Source organism: Pseudomonas sp. Con_6 (assembly GCF_059379395.1).
In genome coordinates this window covers 2140755-2161557 of the sequence record NZ_CM182011.1, presented here as the reverse complement: position 1 = coordinate 2161557, position 20803 = coordinate 2140755, and the positions used below count along the sequence as shown (strand labels likewise).

Here is a 20803-nt window from a genome sequence, read left to right as displayed (position 1 = left end):
ACTCCGCAATTCGGTGATTGATCAGCGTGGCTTGAGGTCGAGACGGCGCAGGTGGCAGGTGACTTCCTCGCGGTCGTGGTAGAGCTGCTTGCAGCCGATGGACACCTTGACCTTGCGCGCCTTGAAACCTTCCTCGATGCGCTCCAGCAGGCGCCGCACCTCGGCATAGCGCTGCTTCATCGGCAGCTTGAGGTTGACCACCGCCTCGCGGCAGTGCCCACCGCCCAGCCAGTCCTCGATCATCGCCGCGGTGCGCGCCGGCTTCTCGACGATATCGCAGACCATCCAGTCGACGGTCTGCTTCGGCTTCCAGGTGAAGCCATCGACCATCAGGTGCTGGACCAGGCCGGTGTCCATCAGGCTTTCCGCCATCGGCCCGTTGTCAATGGCGGTGACCAGCATGCCGCGGCGCACCAACTGGTAGGTCCAGCCGCCCGGCGCGGCACCGAGGTCGACGCCGGTCATGTCGTCGGACAGGCGCTGCTCCCACTGCTCGCGAGGGATGAAGTGGTGCCAGGCCTCTTCCAGCTTGAGGGTCGAACGGCTCGGCGCCTCGCGGGGGAATTTCAGACGCGGGATGCCCATTGGCCACATCGCCGAATTGTCCGCGTCGGCCAGGCCGAGGAACACCCGTCGGCCACTGACGAAGGTCAGCAGCAGGCGCGGGCCCGGGCCGTCCTTCTCCTTCAGCCGCCCCGCTTTAACCAGAGCCTTGCGCAGCGGGACCTCGAACTTGCGGCAAAAGGTGGACAGTTCCTTGCCGTCATTGCTGTCCATCACCTCCAGCCACAGGCTGCCGGCCTGTGGATAACCGGCCAGGTGTTCAAGCAAAACGCTGATGCGGTCGGTTTCCGGCAGCTCGACGAAGCTGCCGCGAGCCCACTGGCGGGGGAAGATCAACTGCTTGAAACGCAGCGCGCTCATGATCCGCTCGGCGCCCTCGGCGTCGTTGCAGATGAATTCGGCACAGGCGCTCTGCGGCTTGGCCTTGGCATAGCCGGCCACACCGAGCAGCGCGGCGTGTTCGCTCATCTCGGAACAGACCTCACCCTCGAAACCGGGCCGGCAGTGCAGGAACAGGGTATTCATCACGTACTCCAGAACAGTCGGCGGGCCATGGCCAGCGACCTTGACCGGGGACAAGCTGCCCCGGCGGAAAATCGGCGAATGATAAAGGAGTTTCGGAACCGGCGACATGCCCCGCCGGTCCAGTAAAGGGTCGGATCAGCCAAACGGGGCTAATCTGACCGTTCAGCCAGGTCCGTGCCGTGCGGACCGTGAAAGAGCCGGTGTGACGGCGACAGCGGACACGACAGCCGTGCACCGACCCAGAAGGAGTTGGTCAATGTCCTCGCTCGACAGCCTGAAAACCCTCAAGACCCTGGCCGTGAATGGCCGCGACTACCATTATTACAGCCTGACCGACGCCGCCCGCAGCCTCGGTGATCTGCAGAAACTGCCGATGTCGCTCAAGGTGCTGCTGGAAAACCTGCTGCGCTGGGAAGACGGCGAGACCGTCAACGGCGACGACCTGCGCGCCCTCGCCGCCTGGCTGCGGGAGCGTCGCTCCGACCGCGAGATCCAGTACCGCCCGGCGCGGGTATTGATGCAGGACTTCACCGGGGTGCCCGCAGTGGTCGACCTCGCCGCGATGCGCGCGGCCATGGCCAAGGCCGGTGGCGATCCGCAGCGGATCAATCCGCTGTCGCCGGTGGACCTGGTGATCGACCACTCGGTGATGGTCGACCGCTACGCCAGCCCTGAAGCCTTTGCTGAAAACGTTGACATCGAGATGCAACGCAACGGCGAACGCTATGCCTTCCTGCGCTGGGGCCAGAACGCCTTCGCCAACTTCCGCGTGGTGCCACCGGGCACCGGCATCTGTCACCAGGTCAACCTCGAATACCTGGGCCGCACGGTGTGGACCCGCGAGGAAGATGGCCGCACCTACGCCTTCCCCGACACCCTGGTCGGCACCGACTCCCACACCACCATGATCAACGGACTCGGCGTACTCGGCTGGGGCGTCGGCGGCATCGAGGCGGAAGCGGCCATGCTCGGCCAGCCGGTGTCGATGCTGATTCCGGAAGTGATCGGCTTCAAGCTCACCGGCAAGCTGCGCGAAGGCATCACCGCCACCGACCTGGTGCTGACGGTCACGCAGATGCTGCGCAAGAAAGGCGTGGTCGGGAAATTCGTCGAATTCTACGGCGACGGCCTCGCCGACCTGCCGCTGGCTGACCGTGCCACCCTGGCCAACATGGCCCCGGAATATGGCGCCACCTGCGGCTTCTTCCCGGTGGACGACGTGACCCTCGACTACCTGCGCCTGTCCGGGCGCCCGACGGACAGCGTGGCGCTGGTGGAGGCCTACTGCAAGGCCCAGGGCCTGTGGCGCGAGCCCGGCCAGGAACCACTGTTCAGCGACACCCTGGCGCTGGACATGAACGATGTGCAGGCCAGTCTGGCCGGGCCGAAACGCCCACAGGACCACGTTGCCCTGCCCGGCGTAAGCGCAGCCTTCGATGATTTCCTCGGCCTCAATGCGCGCAAGGCCAGTGCCGAGGGCCACGGCGAGATCCGCTTCGATTTCGAGGGTCAGCAACACACGCTGAAGGACGGTGCCGTGGTCATCGCGGCTATCACCTCCTGCACCAACACTTCCAATCCCAGCGTGATGATGGCCGCCGGCCTGCTGGCGAAGAAGGCGGTGGAAAAAGGCCTGCAACGCAAACCCTGGGTGAAGAGTTCGCTAGCCCCCGGTTCCAAGGTGGTGACCGACTACTACAAGGCCGCCGGCCTGACCCGCTACCTCGATGAACTGGGTTTCGACCTGGTGGGCTATGGTTGCACCACCTGCATCGGCAACTCCGGACCGCTGGCCGAGCCGATCGAAAGCGCCATCGGCAAGGCCGACCTGGTGGTGGCCTCGGTGCTCTCGGGTAACCGCAACTTCGAAGGTCGCGTGCATCCGCTGGTCAAGACCAACTGGCTGGCCTCGCCGCCGCTGGTAGTGGCCTATGCCCTGACCGGCAGCGTGCGCCTGGACCTGAGCCAGGACCCGCTGGGCAACGACCGCAATGGCCAGCCGGTTTACCTGCGGGACATCTGGCCGAGCCAGCAGGAAATCGCCACAGCCGTGGCCCAGGTGGATACGCAGATGTTCCACAAGGAATACGCCGAGGTTTTCGCCGGCGACGAGCAATGGCAGGCCATCGAAGTGCCACAGGCCGCCACCTACGTCTGGCAGGACGATTCCACTTACATCCAGCATCCGCCGTTCTTCGACAGCATTTCCGGCCCGCCACCGAAGATCGAGGACGTGCACGGCGCGCGCATCCTGGCCCTGCTCGGCGACTCGGTGACCACCGACCATATTTCGCCAGCCGGCAACATCAAGGCCGACAGCCCGGCCGGGCGCTACCTGCGCGACAAGGGCGTCGAACCGCGGGACTTCAACTCCTATGGTTCACGACGCGGCAACCATGAAGTGATGATGCGCGGCACCTTCGCCAATATCCGCATCCGCAACGAGATGCTCGGCGGTGAGGAAGGCGGCAATACCCTGCACGTGCCCAGTGGCGAGAAGCTGGCGATCTATGATGCGGCCATGCGCTACCGCGACGAATGCACGCCACTGGTGGTGATCGCCGGACAGGAATACGGCACCGGCTCCAGCCGCGACTGGGCGGCCAAGGGCACCAACCTGCTGGGGGTCAAGGCAGTGCTGGCGGAGAGTTTCGAACGTATCCACCGCTCCAACCTGGTGGGCATGGGCGTGCTGCCGCTGCAGTTCAGTGCCGGACAGGATCGCAAGCAGCTCGGGCTGACCGGACGGGAGAAGATCGACATTCTCGGGTTGAGCGGGGTGAAGATTGAACCGCACATGAGCCTGGAACTGCGTATCACCCGGGAGGATCGCAGTGCGCAAACCATCGCCGTGTTGTGCCGGATCGATACGCTTAACGAAGTGGAGTACTTCAAGGCAGGCGGCATCCTGCACTACGTATTGCGGCAGATGATCGCCCGCTAAAAACGACGCGGACCCTGTGGAAGCGGCATCCCGGTGAACCCGCGGCACAAGGTCCGCGTCGTTTGTGTGTCCTGTTTGCGATTGATGCAGTCGAAGCCTGCATGCCTTATCGACAAGGATTCGACATGCGCGCTTTCCTACTGGCCCTGCTCGCCCTGGGCTATGCCCTGGCCCTGAGCCATGGCCACCTCGGTCTCGCCAGCCTGCCGGCCTTCGCTCTGCTGCTGTGCAGCGGCTGGCTGGTGCAACCCACCCGCCTCCGACACTGGAAGATCCTCGGCCACACCCTGTTCGTCCTCACCGGCGTGGCCCTCGCTCTGCACTGGCTGCCAGGCTTCGACAACACCCGGGTCATCGACCAGACACGCTTCAGCGCCGATGCCATTCCCTTCTCCATGCACCTCAACCTGGACAAACCCCTGATCGGCTTCTGGCTGTTGCTGGCCTGTCCGTGGATCGTCATGGCCCGCCAGCCGCAACCCAGGCTCGCAGTATTGGCGGCAGTGCTGACCAGCCTGGCCTGCCTGGGCAGTGCATGGCTGCTGGGTAGGGTGGACTGGTCGCCGAAATGGCCACCCCTGGCCTGGCTGTGGGCCGCCAACAACCTGCTGCTGGTCAGCCTGGTCGAGGAAGCATTGTTTCGCGGCTATCTTCAAGGCGGCCTGCAACGTCTGTTCGCCCCACTGCGCCAGGGTGACAACCTGGCCTTGCTGCTTGCCGCGCTGCTGTTCGGCCTGGCCCATGTCGGTGGCGGCTGGCCGTGGGTCGCCCTGGCGACGCTGGCCGGGGCCGGTTATGGGCTAGCCTGGCGCCATGGCGGACTGCCGGCGGCACTGCTGGCGCACTTCGGACTGAACCTCGCGCATTTCGCCCTGTTCACCTACCCGCTCAAGGCGACCCCCTGAACCTATCGGTCACCGACTGACTTATGTTGCGAAAATGTGAAAGAATGCGCGCAAATATCCCGAACGTGACGAATTTCCATAGTTCAGGCGGCCCTGGCGAATATTGAGCAAGATCAATAAAACCCAAATATTCATTCAATAATTTCGTGTCCTTGCCGATATCACACGAAAGCCTTGCGGATTGAACAGCTTATGCGTAACAACCAGCCGATTACCCAGCGCGAACGGACTTTCCCTGCCCAACAACGGTTGATTTCGACTACCGATGCCAAGGGTGTCATTACCTACTGCAACGACGCTTTCATCGATATCAGCGGTTTTTCGCGCGAAGAGTTGATGCGCGCCCCGCATAACCTGGTTCGCCACCCCGACGTACCGCCAGCGGTCTTCGCCCACATGTGGACGACCCTGAAGCAGGGCCTGCCGTGGATGGGCATCGTCAAGAACCGCTGCAAGTCCGGCGACCACTACTGGGTCAATGCCTACGTCACGCCGATCTTCGAGAACAATCAGGTAGTCGGCTATGAGTCAGTGCGGGTCAAGCCGACCGCCGAGCAGGTGCGCCGCGCCGAAGCGCTGTACAAACGCATCAACGACGGCAAGTCGGCGATCCCGCGCCGTGACAAGTGGCTGCCGGTGCTGCAGGACTGGCTGCCGTTCATCATGGTCAGCCAGATCGGCTTCCTCATCGGCCTCTGGCTGGGCCACTCCTGGGGCTTCGCGCTTGCCGCTGCGCTCTCGGTGCCGCTCGGCCTGCTTGGCCTGAGCTGGCAGCAACGTGGCCTCAAGCGCCTGCTGCGCCTGGCCGAGCAGACCACCTCAGACCCGCTGATCGCGCAGATGTTTACCGACAGCCGCGGCGTCCAGGCCCGCCTGGAAATGGCCATGCTCAGCCAGGACGCGCGCTTGAAGACCTGCCTGACCCGCCTGCAGGACACCGCCGAACACCTCAACGAGCAGGCCCGTCAATCGGACGCCCTGGCCCACAACAGCTCGTCCGGCCTGGAGCGCCAACGGGTCGAGACCGAGCAGGTCGCCGCTGCCGTCAACCAGATGGCCGCCACTACCCAGGAAGTGGCCAACCACGTGCAGCGCACCGCCGACGCCACCCAGGCGGCCAACCGCCTTACCGACCGTGGCCGCAGCATCGCCGGGGAAACCCGCGACGCCATCCAGCGCCTGTCCACCGCCGTGGGTGAAACCGGCCAGACGGTTACCCAACTGGCCCGCGACAGCGACGAGATCGGCGGCGTGGTCGATGTGATCAAGGGCATCGCCGACCAGACCAACCTGCTGGCGCTCAACGCCGCCATCGAGGCAGCACGTGCCGGCGAGATGGGCCGCGGCTTCGCCGTAGTCGCCGACGAGGTACGCCAGCTGGCGCAGCGCACCAGCGAATCCACCGGACAGATCCACGGACTGATCGCCAAGCTGCAGCAAACTGCAAGCAATGCCGTGCAGACCATGGAAGCCGGACACCGCCAGGCCGAGGAAGGCGTGCAGCGGGTGATGGAAGCCGATCAGGCGCTGGTAGGTATCAGCGAGGCGGTGGCCAATATCACCGACATGGCCACGCAGATCGCCGCTGCTACCGAACAGCAGAGTTCGGTGGCCGAAGAAATCAGCCGCAATATCAGCACCATCGCCGCACTGGCTGACCAGACCTCGGAGCAGGCGCAGCATTCGGCACTGCTCAGTGAAGAGCTGACGCATACCGCGACGACCCAGTACTCGCTGGTGGAGCGGTTCAACCGCTGAAGTTGGCTGAAATGCAGAAAGGCCCGGAAGCGCGAACTTCCGGGCCTTTTTTGTTGGATCAGAGGAGCCTACCAATCAAGGCTCAGGCAACTCTCGAAATACCGCTCTTCCCCACTCAACGGATCACTGAAGCGCAGGCTCCTGGCCAGCAGTTTCAAGGGTTTCGCGTAGTCATCCTCTCCCTGCACGACCTCCGGATAAAACGGATCATTGCAGATCGGTGCCCCGAGTGCCGCCATATGCACCCGTAACTGATGGGTCTTGCCCGTCACCGGCGATAACCCGTAGCGCCACAGCTCGCCATTGCGCTCCAGCACATCCGCCACGGTCTCGCTGTTGCTGTCCCCCGCCACCTCCCGCATGCGGAAGAACGGCTCGCCATTGGCCATTCGGCTCTTGTGCACCAAGGGAAATTGCAGCCCGGGCAAGGCAGGCGCGATCGCCTGGTAATGCTTGTCGATGCGCCGCGTGGGAAACAGCTGCTGATACGCCGAACGGCTCTGCGGGTTGGCGGAAAACAGCACCAGCCCGGCGGTGTGGCGATCGATACGATGCAGGGGCACCAGGTGGGGATTGTCCAGGCGCCGGATCAGACGGCGCAGCAAGGTCTGCTCGACGTACTCGCCAGTCGGCGTCACCGGGAGGAAATGTGGCTTGTCCGCTACCACCAGGTGCTCATCAACATGCAGGATGGTTTCCAGCACCGGAATCGGCTTCTCGTTCGGCACCTCCCGGAAATAGTGGATGCGCAGTCCCTGCCGATAGGGGTGATCGAGCGCCAGGGCCTGCCCTTGAGCATCCAGCACTCGCCCGCGAGCGAAACGATCGAGCCAGACCTCACGACCGATCGCCTGGAAATGCTCGCATAGACAGTCCAGCACGGTGGCCCAGCGACCCGGTGGCAGGCAAACGGTACTGGCCTGATGCTTGGCCGGATCGAAGGAACTCATGGACAGACTCGCTACTGAAGGGCTGACCATTATCCGGCATGCCTGACGCCTCAGCCAGCCTCCATCGACGCGCCTTCGCAGGTCGCCTTCAACCAGCGCAGCACCGCCACCGCCTCCCAGCGGCTGGCGTCATACAAGGCGTAGGCCTGCCCCTCGTAACCCACGACGTCCAGCGGCCGGTGGAAGCCGGCACGCTGGAACAACGCCTCGATCTCGGCGAAGCAGGTGTTGAAATGGACCTTGCCGAACGGCGTGCGGTCATCGGTGACCAGGCCATCCTGGCGCAACTCGCGCACGGCATCGCCGACCTCTTCCGCGGACATGCGGTTGACGCTGGATTTCAATTGTTCGACGTTGACCATGATTCTTCTCCGGACATGAAGCCGCCCGCCTCGCATACTGTATCTTTATACAGCATAGGAGGCGAACGGCCTGAACGTCAATCGACGTCACGATTCATTGCAGGCCTGGCAGGTAGCCGGTGCCCTGGCGAATGGTCAGCACCTGGCGGCGCTGCTGGTGTTCGGCGAGGCCCAGGTGCACCCAGCCATCGAATTCGAGGATCAGTTGATCGAATGCCAGCGAGCTGTCCCTGATGCGCTGCGCCAGCTGTCGCGGCGTCAGGCTGACGGCGATGATGTCGGCGGCAAGGCCCAGGACGTGGGCGCTGGAGACCGAACCGCCGACCCGGCGATTGAGGGCTTCGCTGCGATAGCCGCTGCTGACCAGCAAGGGCTGGTCCACCAGGCTGCGCACCTGTTCCAGGGTCTTGCACAGCTCGACGAGGTTGGCGATGGTCTTGCTGTCAGGGTTGTTGTCCAGACCTTCGCGATTGGCGATCTGCGAGGCGGTCATTTCGGCGAGGGTGAAATGCGGGGTGAGAAACATGCGTGCCACTCCTTTGGCGTTGGGATCCATGCTGGCCGAGGCCAGCAGACAGGGATTCTCCAATCGCCTCCGGAACGATGCATGCATCCTTGTGCATCAAGATGTGACCTCGGCCGCTCACCCGAGGAAAGCCACCACCTGGTCGGCATCGAACGGCCAGTTCAATTCCGCGCCACTGTCGCAACGACGCAGAACCGGTATGCGCAGGCCATAGCGCTCGACCATCGCCTCATCCTCGCCGATATCCACCAGTTCGACCAACAGGCCATGCTCGACGAACGGCATCAGCAGCGCCTCGGCGACTTCACACAGGTGGCAACCCAGGGTGCCGAACAATTGGCATTCAGGAAGCATGAAAAATACCGATACGAAATAAACGAAGTGCACATTCTAGGACTCGACCCAAATCCCGTCGAGGCGCGCCCGGCAAAGGGAAAAATATTGACCCGGATCAATCCCTGCCCTTGGCAGGCGCTGTAACCTAGACGTTTTTTTGCTGTTTTTTACAGGGAGTGTGTGGTGTGTTCGCAAACCTGCTGATCATTCTGGCGTCGTCGCTGGTCGTCATCGCGGTATTCCGCCGGCTGCAATTGCCGCCGGTACTGGGCTACCTGTGCGTCGGCCTGTTCGTCGGCCCGACGGCACTGGACTGGGTCAACGAAAGCGAGGAGTTGCCTGACCTGGCGGAAATGGGCGTGGTGTTCCTGCTGTTTTCCCTCGGTCTGGAATTCTCCCTGTCGAAGATGCTGGCCCTGCGCAGGGTGGTATTCGGCCTCGGTAGCTTGCAAGTGGCCTGCACCGGGGTACTGCTGGCCGGAATGCTGTCGCTGCTGGGCATGCCGAGCACTGCGGCATTGCTGCTCGGCGGTGGCCTGGCGCTGTCGTCCACCGCCATCGTGTCCAAAGAGCTGACCAGCCTCGGCGAAATCTTCAGCAGCCACGGGCAGAACGCCATTGGCGTGCTGCTGTTCCAGGACGTGGTGGCGGTTCTGCTGCTGACACTGGTTCCGGTGTTCGCCGGGGAAAGCGGCCAGGCCTGGTACTGGGCCCTGCCGCTGACCCTGCTCAAGACCGTGGTGCTGTTCGTCGGCCTGCTCCTGGCCAGCCGCTGGCTGCTGCCGCGGTTGTTCCACGAAGTGGCCAGCTCCCATTCGGCGGAGTTGTTCGTCCTGCTGGCCCTGGTGATCGTCCTGCTCACCGCCTGGCTCACCCACCTGCTCGGCCTGTCGCCGGCACTGGGCGCGTTCCTCGCCGGCATGCTGCTGGGCGAAAGCAATTACCGGCACCAGATCGAAGCGGATATCCGGCCGTTTCGCGACATCTTGCTGGGCCTGTTCTTCGTCAGTATCGGCATGCTCATCGATCTTCAGTTGTTCGCCAGCCATGGCCTGGAAATCCTCGGTCTGACCCTTGGCCTGCTGGTGTTGAAAGGCTGCGTCGTGGCGGCCCTGGTACGAGTGCGCGGCAGCGACGCGGAAACCGCCTGGCGCAGCGGCCTGGCCCTGGCCCAGGGCGGCGAATTCTGCTTCGCCCTGATGGCGCAGATGCAACAGAGCAGTCTGCTGCCGGAAGCGCTTGGACACCTGCTGCTGGCCGCGACCTTCTGCTCGATGCTGGTCACTCCGCTGCTGCTGCGCGCGGCGCCAGCCATCGCCCTGCGCCTGCACCGCAAGCCCAATGAAGAGGTGCACCTGGAAGAGATCGAAGCGCGCAGCGCGAACATCAATGGCCACGTGATCATCTGCGGCTATGGTCGGGTCGGCCAGTCCATCGGGCGCTTCCTGCGCCGCGAGCAGTTGCCGTTCATTGCCCTGGACGATGATCCGGTGCGGGTCCAGGAAGCGGCCGCCGGCGAGCATTGCGTGCACTACGGCGATTCGCGGCGCGGTGAATTGCTGGAAGCCATTGGCCTTGAACGCTCACGGCTGCTGGTGATCGCGGTGGACAACACCGAAGTGGCGATGAGCGTGCTCAAGGCGGCGCGTCATCGCAACAGCCAGATTCCGATCCTGGTGCGCACCCGCGACGACAGCCTGCGCGACGAACTGCGTGCCGCTGGTGCCAGCGCGGTAGTGCCGGAGGTGCTGGAGTCCAGCGTGATGCTGGCGTCCCATGCCCTGGTGATGCTGGGCGTGCCGGAAGAGCGGGTACGCCAGACCGTGGAGGAAGTGCGGCAGAGTCGCTACCGCCTGCTGCAGGGGTTCTACCAGGGCGCGCAGACCGAGATGGTGGACAGCGAAGGGCAACCGAAGGTGCTGATGCATGCGGTGCAGTTGCCGGCTACTGCCTATGCCTGCGGGCGGCGCCTGGATGACCTGACCCTTGAGCAGTTGGGTGTGGAATTGCAGGCAGTGCAGCGCAATGGCAACGACCTGGCGCTGAACACCGGCACTTGCCTGCATGCCGGGGATTCGGTGCTGGTGTGCGGGCCGATGACGGCGATCAAGGCCTGTGAGGCGAGGTTGCTGGCGGGGCGTTAGCGCCGCCGATCACTTGTGGGAGCGAGATTGCTCGCTCCCACATGAGTGTGCTGGAGAGCCTCTGTCAGTCCTGACTGGTCGCCCCGATCTTGTGAATCGACAAGTCCGCTCCGTAATACTCCTCTTCCTGGCTCAAGCGCAGCCCATGCACGGCCTTGATCGCGCCATACACGGCGAACCCGCCCGCCAGCGCCACAACCACTCCAGCGAGGCTGCCGATCAGCTGGCTGGCAAGACTCACCCCACCCAGCCCGCCGAACAGTTCCTGGCCAAAGATCCCACAGGCGATCCCGCCCCACACCCCGCACAGACCATGCAGCGGCCATACCCCCAACACGTCGTCGATCTTCCAGCGATTCTGTGTCGCGGTAAAACACCAGACGAACAGCGCCCCGGCGATCGCGCCGGTAGCCAGCGCCCCCACCGGATGCATCAGGTCGGAACCCGCGCAGATCGCCACCAGCCCGGCGAGCGGGCCGTTGTGCAGGAAGCCCGGGTCATTGCGGCCGACCAGCAGCGCAGCCACGGTGCCCCCGACCATGGCCATCAACGAGTTGACCGCCACCAGCCCGCTCACTGCCGGTAACGTCTGCGCGCTCATCACGTTGAAGCCGAACCAGCCGACGATCAGGATCCACGACCCCAGGGCCAGGAACGGAATGTTCGACGGCGCGAAGGCCACTAGCCGCCCTTCCCGATAACGTCCATTGCGCGGCCCGAGCAACAGCACCGCCGCCAGCGCCAGCCAGCCGCCCATGGCATGCACCACCACGGAGCCGGCGAAGTCATGGAAGCCAGCTCCGAAGGTCACTGCCAGCCAGGCCTGCACCCCGAAGTTGCCATTCCAGACGATGCCTTCGAAGAACGGGTAGACGAAAGCAACGATCAGCAACGTCGCGCACAGTTGCGGGGCAAAGCGTGCACGCTCGGCGATGCCACCGGAAATGATCGCCGGAATCGCCGCAGCGAAGGTCAGCAGGAAAAAGAATTTCACCAGGCCATAACCATGCTCGGCGCCGAGGGTCGCCGCCGGGTGCAGGAAATGGGTGCCGTAGGACACCCAGTAGCCGATGAAGAAGTAGGCCAGGGTCGACACGGCAAAGTCGCTGAGGATCTTCGACAACGCGTTGACCTGGTTCTTGTGGCGCACGGTGCCCACTTCGAGGAAGGCGAAACCGGCGTGCATGGCCAGGACCATGACCGCGCCGAGGAGGATGAACAGGGTGTTGGAGCCCTGGACCAGGGAATCCACGGCGCTTTGCAAATTTTCCATGAAGGCGGCAGACCTGCTGAACGAAAAAAGCACCAAAGCGGTTCGAAGGCCCTCCTGGTCGCACCAGACTGGATCAGTCGGATGCCCTTCCACACCGTGCGAGGTGACTTTTTCCTGGGTTTGTCTTGAATTGAGTTATGGTTGAACGGCCAGCCAGGCGCGCCTGCGCCCGGAAACGGCGCAGGCGCCAGGCCAGGCGCACCACAGCGAAGCAATTGCTGTACCAGCGCCCTCGCACTGAACCTTCGGCGACACCCGGCACTCGAAATTCAACTGCCCCCCTTCATGGAGAACCGTATGGCCAGCAAACAGGCACAGACCGCCCAGGAAATCCTCATGGCTGATTTCCAGACCCTGGTGCGCGACACCGAGAAACTCCTCGAACACACCGCGACCCTCGCCGGCGACCAGGCCGACGAACTCCGTGCGCAAATCCATGACAACCTGCTGCGCGCCCGGGAAACCCTGCAACAGACCAACCAGGACCTGCGTGATCGCGGCCAGGCGGCGCTGACCAGTACCGAAGACTATGTGCAGAACAATCCCTGGCAATCCATCGGCATCGCTGCCGGCGTGGGTTTCCTGATCGGTCTGCTGGCCAGTCGGCGCTGAGGGTCCGGGGCATGGAAAACCAATCCCCCGGTTCGTCCGCACGGCGTCTCGGCGCCGCCATCCTCGGGCTGCTTCACGGTCATGTCGAACTGTTCGGCATCGAGTTGCAGGAGCAGAAACGCACCACTCTGAACCTGCTGCTGTTCGCCGGCCTGGCGCTGGTCTTCGCTCTGCTGCTGCTGACCGCACTATCGGCGCTGCTGCTGGTGCTGCTGTGGGACACCTACCGCCTGGCCGGCATCATCGGCCTCTGCGTGTTCTACGGCGCCGCCGCGCTGTTCTGCGGCATGCGCCTGCTGGCTGCGGTGCGTGACGAGCTGTCGCCGTTCCGTGCCACCCTCGAAGAAATCGCCAAGGACCGGGAGCGCCTGTTGCCATGAGCCTGCCTGAACTGCCCAATACCAACGATCGTCGCGAACTGCGCAAGGCCATGGTGCGCCTGCGCCTGGAAATGCATCGTCAGGAAATCCGCAACGAAGCAGGCAACGCCCTGCAACCCCTGACCCGCCTGCGCAGCATGGGCGACAGCCTGCACAGCGGGCTGCAAGGCGGGCTGGGCATCAAGCATGCGCCGTTATGGGGCATCGGTGCGGTGGTCCTGCTCGGCTTCCTTACCGGCAAGGGCGCGCGCAGCGGCAACCTGGGGCGACTGACCACGCTGACCAGTAGCCTTTTGCCACTGATTCGTCTGTTCATGCAGCAACCGCCCAGGCAGCCCTGAGGCAACTGGCGGCATTCTTGCAGAACGATGACCGGGCGGTCCGTACCGCCCTTCAGCGTCTACAACAACAAGGAGTCGCCGTGTCCGTCGAGCAACCGCTCGCCTGTTTCCAGCCGTTCATCGACACCGCCACTGGCCGTATCGCTGGCGTCGAAGCCCTGGGGCGCTTGCGCCAGGCCGACGGCACGCTGCGTTCGGTGGGCCCGCTGTTCAACGATCCGCATATCCCCTCCGCCGACTTGCTGCAACTCGACCGGACCCTGCGGGAACAGGCTTTCAAGCATTTTCACCGGGCCCCGGACGACTGGTTCCTGAGCCTCAACATTTCGCCGCGCTGGGTCAGCGAGCTACAACCCGGCGAGCCACTGCCGAGCCTTACGCAACTGCGCCAGCAGGGCATCGACCCGCGACGCGTGGTGTTCGAAATCACCGAGACCGGCGGCGACCGCGAGCGCCTGGCCACGGTGGTTCGCCAGTACCGAGAGGCCGGCGCGCGGGTTGCCATCGACGACTTCGGCGCCGGCTACTCGCAACTGGACCGGGTGCTGTCGCTGCAGCCGGACATCCTCAAGCTGGACATGCGTCTGTTCCAGGCCGCAGCCCGCGGCGGACCGAGCAGCGAAGTGGTCAAGGCCCTGGCACAGATGGCCGAGAAGACCGGTTGCTGGATCATCGCCGAGGGGGTGGAGACCGAAGCCGAGCTGAATTTCGCCCTGGAATGCGGAGCACGCTACCTGCAGGGCTTTCTCTTCGCCGGCGCCGAGCCCGGATTCTTTCCGGCAGGCGCCTTCGCCGAACGTTTCGCCCGCCTGCGGGAAAACTACGTACAGGGCAAGCTGGCGGAGCGCACACGGCTGATGCAACGCCGCCAGCAACTGGTAGAACTGATGCCGCAGTTGCAGCAGTGGGTACTGAGCAATGCGCCGCTGGAAAAGCTCCCCGACCTGCAGGCCTATCCCTGGCTGCTGCGCTTTTTCCTCTGCGACCCCCACGGCACCCAACTGACGCCTAACCTGGAGTGGCGCCAGCAAGGCTGGCATGTCGACTCCAGCTACCTGGGGCACAACTGGTCGTGGCGCCCCTACTTCCATCACCTGCTGGCGGAGGGCTGGACCGAACGCCGATTGATCCTCTCCAGCACCTACCGCGACGCCACCAGCAACCAGTACTGCCTCACCGCCGGGCAGTTCTTCGATGGCGGCCGCCGCCTGCTGCTGATCGACGTCGACGCCGCCGGACTTTGATCTTGCGGTCAGGGGCCCGACACGGGAAGCTAGGCCCTTGAATCCGCCATGGAGAACCGGCCTTGGACTGGCACACCCTGCTCACCCGCGAACGCCTCGGCAAGACCTTGCACAGCCCCGAAGAACTCGGCCGCAGTCCGTTTCACAAGGACCACGACCGCATCATCTTCTCTGGCGCCTTCCGCCGCCTGGGACGCAAGACCCAGGTCCACCCGGTCACCAGCAACGACCATATCCACACCCGCCTGACGCACTCGCTGGAAGTCAGTTGCGTGGGCCGCTCCCTGGGCATGCGTGTCGGCGAAACCTTGCGCGAGTGCCTGCCGGACTGGTGCGAGCCGAGCGACCTGGGCATGGTCGTGCAGTCGGCCTGCCTGGCCCATGACATCGGCAACCCACCCTTCGGCCATTCCGGCGAGGACGCCATCCGCCACTGGTTCCAGCAGGCCGCCGGGCGCGGCTGGCTCGACGCCATGAGCGATGCCGAGCGTGCCGACTTCCTCAATTTCGAGGGCAACGCCCAGGGCTTCCGCGTCCTCACCCAGCTGGAATATCACCAGTTCGACGGCGGCACCCGGCTGACCTACGCCACCCTCGGCACCTACCTCAAATACCCGTGGACCGCGCGCCATGCCGACTCCCTGGGCTACAAGAAACACAAGTTCGGCTGCTACCAGAGCGAGCTGCCGCTGCTGGAGCAGATCGCCCACAAGCTCGAGCTGCCGCTCCTGGAAAACCAGCGCTGGGCACGTCATCCGCTGGTGTATCTGATGGAAGCGGCAGACGACATCTGCTACGCCCTGATCGACCTGGAAGACGGTCTGGAGATGGACCTGCTGGACTACACCGAGGTGGAGGCCCTGCTGCTAGGCCTGGTCGGCGACGACCTGCCGGAAACCTACCGCCAGCTCGGCCCGCAGGATTCGCGGCGACGCAAGCTGGCGATTCTCCGCGGCAAGGCCATCGAGCACCTGACCAACGCCGCCGCACGGGCCTTCGTCGAGCAGCAGCCGGCACTGCTGGCGGGCACCCTGCAGGGCGACCTGGTGGAGCACATGGACGGTCCGGCCAAGCGCTGCGTGCTACAGGCCAAGGACATCGCCCGCAAGAAGATCTTCCAGGACAAGCGCAAGACCCTGCACGAGATCGGTGCCTATACCACCCTGGAGATCCTCCTCAACTCCTTCTGCGGCGCCGCCCTCGAACAGCATGGCGGGCGCACGCCGTCGTTCAAGCACCGGCGCATCCTCGACCTGCTCGGCAACAACGCCCCCGACCCGAATGCCTCGCTGCATAGCGCCTTCCTGCGCATGATCGACTTCATCGCCGGGATGACCGACAGCTACGCCAGCGAAATGGCCCGGGAAATGACCGGACGCTCCAGCCCGATCTGAGTGCCCCTCCTGCCGCCCGGCCCCGTTCGTGGGCCGGGCCTGCCAACTTTGGATATGGCTGTTTGCCGGTATCTTCCGACAATAAACATGGAAACTTCACAAGGAACTTTGTAGTCGATACGCAAATGTTGAGTAGGAAAATTCCTATATTAAAGCTCAACCCCACTCTATTTATGTGCAGCCTTCTCATCTGGGCTATGGTGCCGCCTTCACCATGAGTTCCTTTGGAAGATTGAGCATGCACTCTGTATTTATCGTCGATGACCATCCTGTCATACGCTTGGCCTTGCGAATGCTGCTGGAGAACGAAGGCTATCGGATCGCCGGCGAGTCCGATAACGGCGTCGACGCCATGCAGATGGTCCGCGAAAGCCCGCCGGACCTGGTCATCCTCGATATCGGCATCCCTCGCCTGGATGGCCTTGAAGTGCTGTCGCGCTTCAATACCATGTCGCTGTCGCTGAAGATCCTCGTGCTCACCGCGCAGTCCCCCGCCCTGTTCGCCATTCGCTGCATGTTGTCGGGCGCCTGCGGTTATGTGTGCAAGCAGGAAGACCTGAGTGAATTGCTCAGTGCGATCAAGGCAGTACTTTCCGGGTACAACTACTTCCCCAGCCAGGCGATTGTTCCGTTTCGCCAACAGGTTGATATTCCCGAAGAAATAGAGCTATTCAAATCAGTCAATGATCGCGAGTTGATGGTTCTGCAACTTTTTGCCCAGGGAAAAAGCAACAAGGAAATTGCCGAAGGCATGTTCCTGAGTAACAAGACCGTCAGTACCTACAAGAAACGTCTGATGCAGAAGCTCAAGGCGCGGTCCCTGGTGGAACTGATCGAAATGGCCAAACGCAACGAGCTGGTATGAAGGCCGCCATGCTCGCACGGGGCTTCCTGGCAGGCCTGCTGCTCATTGTCGGCGTTGGCCAGGCGCTGGCGGATGACGCCGCGCAAGACAATCTCAAGCTGCTCAGCCGCAGTGCCCAGGTGCCGCTGCGAATCGCCATGACGCCGGCGCAACAGGCCTGGGTCCATACCCGCCGCGAGTTGGTGCTGGGCACCTCGGCGCCGGACTATCCACCATTCGACATGACCGCCAGCGGCCGCGACTATGAGGGGGTCACCGCCGACTATGCCGGCCTGCTCGGTGCCACCCTCGGCCTGCCGGTGAAAATCCGTCGTTTCCCCAGCCGCGACCTGGCGCTCCAGGCCCTGGTGAACGGCGACATCGACCTGCTTGGCAGCGCCAACAGCTACGACCTGGCGGTGCAGGGCGTAGACCTCTCGCAGCCCTATGCCGAGGACCAGCCGGTCCTGGTGACCCGGGAAAACGAGGCCCGCCCCCTGGACACCGGCCTCCAGGGCCTGCGCCTGAGCATGATCGAGCACTACCTGCCCCTCGCGGAAGTGCGCACCACCTACCCGTACGCCAGCATCCGCACCTACAGCTCTTACCACAACGCCCTCAACGCGGTGGCCTTCGACCAGGCCGACGTGTTTCTTGGCGACACCCTGTCGACCCACTACCTGCTCAACCAGAGCCACCTGCGCAACCTGAAGATGGCCAATTTCGCCAAGCATGAAGCCACCGGCTTCGGTTTCGCCGTGCACCAGAGCAACCAGGTCCTCCTGACCCTGATCAACAAGACCCTCGAGGCCGTCACCAGCACCACCCGCGCCAGCATCTTCCAGCGCTGGAGCGCCGGCAGCAGCATCCTGCTCACCGACCGCAAGCTGCAGCTGTCCCCCCGAGAAGAACAATGGCTGGAAAAGAACCCGGTGGTGCGGGTCACGGTGGACGAACACGCTGCGCCGCTGACCTTCTTCGACAAATCCGGCAACCTGCGGGGCATCGCCGCCGATCTGCTGGAGCTGATTCGCCTGCGTACCGGACTGCATTTCGAGATCAAGCGCAGCAACGGCATCAGCGACATGCTCGACCAGGTGGAACATGGCCACGCCGACCTGATCGCGGCCATCTCTACCAGCCCGGAGCGGGAGAAGGCGCTGACCTTCAGCCGTCCCTATCTGGAAAACTCCTACGTCCTGGTCACCCGCGACGGCAAGGATGCGCCCAGGTCCCTCGAGCAACTGCAGGGCCGGCGTCTGGCAGTGACTCGCGGCAACCTGCTCAACGAGGGCATCCGCCAGCGCTATCCGGACATCCAGCTGGTGTCCACCGAGGATGCGGCAGCGGCAGCCAGCATGCTGGTGCACCGTCAGGTGGACGGCATGGTCATGGCGCTGATCAACGCCAACTTCAACCTCACCACCCAACGCGACCTGGTGATCCGCGCCACGGTCAGCGACTTGCCAGCGACATTTTCCCTGGCCACCTCGCGCAACGCTCCGGAACTCGCTTCGATCCTCGACAAGGCGCTGACCAGCATCGTTCCCGAGGAGATGGGCAACATCAACAGCCGCTGGCGAGGCTACAACGCGGGCACCTATTCCTACTGGCAGAATCACCAGCACGCCATCCTCAAGATCATCCTCGGCACCCTGGTCATGCTGCTCCTGTCCCTGGCCTGGAATGCCTGGATGCGACGCCAGATGAAGCAGCGCGAAGCTGCGGAGCGTGCCCTCAATGACCAGCTGGAATTCATGCGCGCCATGGTCAACGGCACGCCCCATCCGATCTATGTCCGCGACCGCAACGGCCTGTTGCAGACCTGCAACGACAGCTACCTGCAGGCCCTGGACCTGGAACTCGACGCCGTGCTCGGCAAGTCGATCCATGAAGCACTGCCGGGGGGCAACGACGACGCACACAAGATCCAGTCCGACTACCTGCGGGTGATGAAGGAAGGCCAACCGCTGATCCTCGACCGGCCGCTGCTGCTCAAGAACGTCGAACGGACCCTCTATCACTGGATCCTGCCCTACCGCGACTCCCTCGGCGAAGTGAAGGGCATCATTGGCGGCTGGCTGGACATCAGCGAGCGGCGCCGGCTGATCCAGGACCTGCGCCTGGCCAAGGAACAGGCCGACGCAGCCAACCGCGCCAAGAGCAAGTTCCTCGCCACCATGAGCCACGAGATCCGCACGCCGATGAACGCGCTGATCGGCATGCTCGAACTGGCCCTCAAGCGCGCCGGCACGCCGGACGCGGATCGCCCGGAACTGGAAGTTGCCTACCGCTCGGCGCAGGACCTGCTGTCGCTGATGGGCGATATCCTCGACATCGCCCGCATCGAGTCCGGCCACCTCAACCTGTGTCCGGAACGGGTCAACCCGGCGGAACTGGTGCAGTCGGTGGGCCAGGTGTTCGACGGCCTGGCCCGACAGAAAGGCCTGGAACTGAACCTGACGATTTCCCGCAGCGCGCACCGCGACGTGCTGCTCGACCCCCTGCGCTTCAAGCAGGTGTTGTCCAACCTGGTAAGCAATGCGATCAAGTTCACCACCTGGGGCCAGGTCAAGCTCGACCTGGCCATCTCCAGCCTGCCCACCACGGGCGATAACAACCGCGATGACCTGCAACTGGAGGTCTCGGTGTGCGACACCGGCATCGGGATTTCCACCGACGACCAGCAGCGCCTGTTCAAGCCATTCGCCCAGGTCGAACCGGACAGCCCGCAAGCCCGCAGCGGCACCGGCCTCGGCCTGGTGATCAGCCGCAGCCTGTGCGAAATGATGGGCGGCAAACTGAGCCTGTTCAGCAAGCCTGGGGAAGGCACGGAAATCCGCATCAGCCTGCCACTGCGCAGCCTGCCCGCATCCTGCGAGCCCAAGCCACAGGAACTGGCGCCGCCAATGCCCAGCGCAAGCTTGCGGGTGCTGGTGGTGGATGACCACCCGGCCAACCTGCAACTGGTCGCGCAACAACTGGATTTCCTCGGCGTGCACTGGCACTGCGCGGATAACGGCGAAGAGGCCCTGGCCCTGTGGCAGGCGAGCGGCTTCGATGTACTGATCGTCGACTGCAACATGCCGCGCATGGACGGCTACCAGTTCACCCGCGCAGTGCGCGAACAGGAAGAACATCAGGAGCGAGCGCCCTGCACCATCCTCGGCTACACCGCCAATGCCCAGCCAGAAGTCCATAGGGCCTGCCAGGAAGCCGGCATGGACGACTGTCTGCTCAAGCCCATCGGACTGCACACCCTCGGCCAGCGCCTGGCTGCCGTCGCGCCACGACGCAGCGAACGCAGCGCCCCCGCGCGACTCGACCTCAAGGGCCTGGAACCGATCATCGGCGACTGCCCCACTGAACTGCGCCGCCTCCTGGAGACCCTGCTGCGCAGCAGCCCGGAGGATCAGCAACGGCTGCACGCCATCGATACCCATGGCAATCCGCAGCCGCTGAAGAATGTCGCCCACCAGATCCTCGGTGTGGCACGGATCGTCCAGGCCGAGGACTTGATGCTGGCCTGCGAGAAGCTCGAAGAGGTCTGCGCACGCTTCGCCCCCGAGCCGGTGCTCCGGCGACGCAAACGCCAGGTGCTGCAACAGATGAAAAGGGTCGACGAGACCCTGCGGCAAACCCTCGCCAGCCTGCCGGAGGTGCCAGGGCCGGACGATGAAGGCCAGGACTGAAACGAGACA

The 20803-nt window shown here is 63.9% G+C and carries 17 protein-coding genes; 11 read left to right on the top strand and 6 right to left on the bottom strand.

Annotated elements, in window-relative coordinates; translation table 11 throughout:
• Positions 1–21 precede the first annotated feature (21 nt).
• Entirely contained in the window at positions 22–1089 is a 1068-nt protein-coding gene (rlmM, locus tag AC5QPF_RS09720; RefSeq protein WP_494963010.1) for a 23S rRNA (cytidine(2498)-2'-O)-methyltransferase RlmM, read from the bottom strand.
• A 256-nt stretch (positions 1090–1345) separates the two neighbouring features.
• On the opposite strand from rlmM, the gene acnA reads away from it, so the two are divergent.
• From acnA to AC5QPF_RS09705, 3 genes are all read left to right on the top strand, one after another.
• The gene (gene acnA, locus AC5QPF_RS09715) at positions 1346–4033 is read left to right on the top strand and encodes an aconitate hydratase AcnA (protein WP_494963009.1); all 2688 of its coding nucleotides are present in this window, start codon (positions 1346–1348) and stop codon (positions 4031–4033) included.
• Positions 4034–4158: 125 nt separating this feature from the next.
• Positions 4159–4938 (top strand): CPBP family glutamic-type intramembrane protease, encoded by a 780-nt coding sequence (locus tag AC5QPF_RS09710; protein WP_494963008.1) that lies wholly within the window; start codon positions 4159–4161, stop codon positions 4936–4938.
• 192 nt (positions 4939–5130) lie between these two features.
• A complete protein-coding gene (locus AC5QPF_RS09705; protein ID WP_494963007.1) occupies positions 5131–6696 on the top strand; it encodes a methyl-accepting chemotaxis protein in 1566 nt (521 codons plus the stop codon).
• Between the two features lie 68 nt (positions 6697–6764).
• Here AC5QPF_RS09705 and AC5QPF_RS09700 read toward each other — a convergent pair whose 3' ends face one another.
• From AC5QPF_RS09700 to AC5QPF_RS09685, 4 genes are all read right to left on the bottom strand, one after another.
• The gene (locus AC5QPF_RS09700) at positions 6765–7646 is read right to left on the bottom strand and encodes a pseudouridine synthase (RefSeq protein WP_494963006.1); all 882 of its coding nucleotides are present in this window, start codon (positions 7644–7646) and stop codon (positions 6765–6767) included.
• Positions 7647–7696: 50 nt separating this feature from the next.
• Positions 7697–8008 (bottom strand): transcriptional regulator, encoded by a 312-nt coding sequence (locus AC5QPF_RS09695; RefSeq protein ID WP_494963005.1) that lies wholly within the window; start codon positions 8006–8008, stop codon positions 7697–7699.
• Between the two features lie 94 nt (positions 8009–8102).
• Positions 8103–8534: a D-Ala-D-Ala carboxypeptidase family metallohydrolase gene (locus tag AC5QPF_RS09690; protein ID WP_494963004.1), complete on the bottom strand. Its 432-nt coding sequence runs from the start codon at positions 8532–8534 to the stop codon at positions 8103–8105.
• Positions 8535–8651: 117 nt separating this feature from the next.
• Positions 8652–8888 (bottom strand): glutaredoxin family protein, encoded by a 237-nt coding sequence (locus tag AC5QPF_RS09685; RefSeq protein ID WP_494963003.1) that lies wholly within the window; start codon positions 8886–8888, stop codon positions 8652–8654.
• Between the two features lie 167 nt (positions 8889–9055).
• Here AC5QPF_RS09685 and AC5QPF_RS09680 point away from each other — a divergent pair, with 167 nt between their 5' ends.
• Positions 9056–11014 (top strand): monovalent cation:proton antiporter-2 (CPA2) family protein, encoded by a 1959-nt coding sequence (locus tag AC5QPF_RS09680; RefSeq protein WP_494963002.1) that lies wholly within the window; start codon positions 9056–9058, stop codon positions 11012–11014.
• 64 nt (positions 11015–11078) lie between these two features.
• Here AC5QPF_RS09680 and AC5QPF_RS09675 read toward each other — a convergent pair whose 3' ends face one another.
• A complete protein-coding gene (locus AC5QPF_RS09675; protein WP_494963001.1) occupies positions 11079–12287 on the bottom strand; it encodes an ammonium transporter in 1209 nt (402 codons plus the stop codon).
• 297 nt (positions 12288–12584) lie between these two features.
• On the opposite strand from AC5QPF_RS09675, the gene AC5QPF_RS09670 reads away from it, so the two are divergent.
• From AC5QPF_RS09670 to AC5QPF_RS09640, 7 genes are all read left to right on the top strand, one after another.
• Positions 12585–12899: an ElaB/YgaM/YqjD family protein gene (locus tag AC5QPF_RS09670; RefSeq protein WP_458975939.1), complete on the top strand. Its 315-nt coding sequence runs from the start codon at positions 12585–12587 to the stop codon at positions 12897–12899.
• A gap of 11 nt (positions 12900–12910) precedes the next feature.
• Positions 12911–13279, top strand: coding sequence for a phage holin family protein (locus AC5QPF_RS09665; protein ID WP_494963000.1), 369 nt, complete (start codon positions 12911–12913; stop codon positions 13277–13279).
• Positions 13276–13620 (top strand): hypothetical protein, encoded by a 345-nt coding sequence (locus tag AC5QPF_RS09660; RefSeq protein WP_494962999.1) that lies wholly within the window; start codon positions 13276–13278, stop codon positions 13618–13620. The genes AC5QPF_RS09665 and AC5QPF_RS09660 overlap by 4 nt, the downstream gene beginning before the upstream one ends.
• 80 nt (positions 13621–13700) lie before the next feature.
• Positions 13701–14864: an EAL domain-containing protein gene (locus AC5QPF_RS09655; RefSeq protein ID WP_494962998.1), complete on the top strand. Its 1164-nt coding sequence runs from the start codon at positions 13701–13703 to the stop codon at positions 14862–14864.
• A gap of 62 nt (positions 14865–14926) precedes the next feature.
• Entirely contained in the window at positions 14927–16258 is a 1332-nt protein-coding gene (locus AC5QPF_RS09650; protein WP_494962997.1) for a deoxyguanosinetriphosphate triphosphohydrolase, read from the top strand.
• Positions 16259–16496: 238 nt separating this feature from the next.
• Entirely contained in the window at positions 16497–17123 is a 627-nt protein-coding gene (locus AC5QPF_RS09645) for a response regulator (RefSeq protein ID WP_494962996.1), read from the top strand.
• Positions 17120–20794, top strand: a complete 3675-nt coding sequence (locus AC5QPF_RS09640) for a transporter substrate-binding domain-containing protein (RefSeq protein ID WP_494962995.1) — start codon at positions 17120–17122, stop codon at positions 20792–20794. The genes AC5QPF_RS09645 and AC5QPF_RS09640 overlap by 4 nt, the downstream gene beginning before the upstream one ends.
• Positions 20795–20803: the final 9 nt, after the last annotated feature.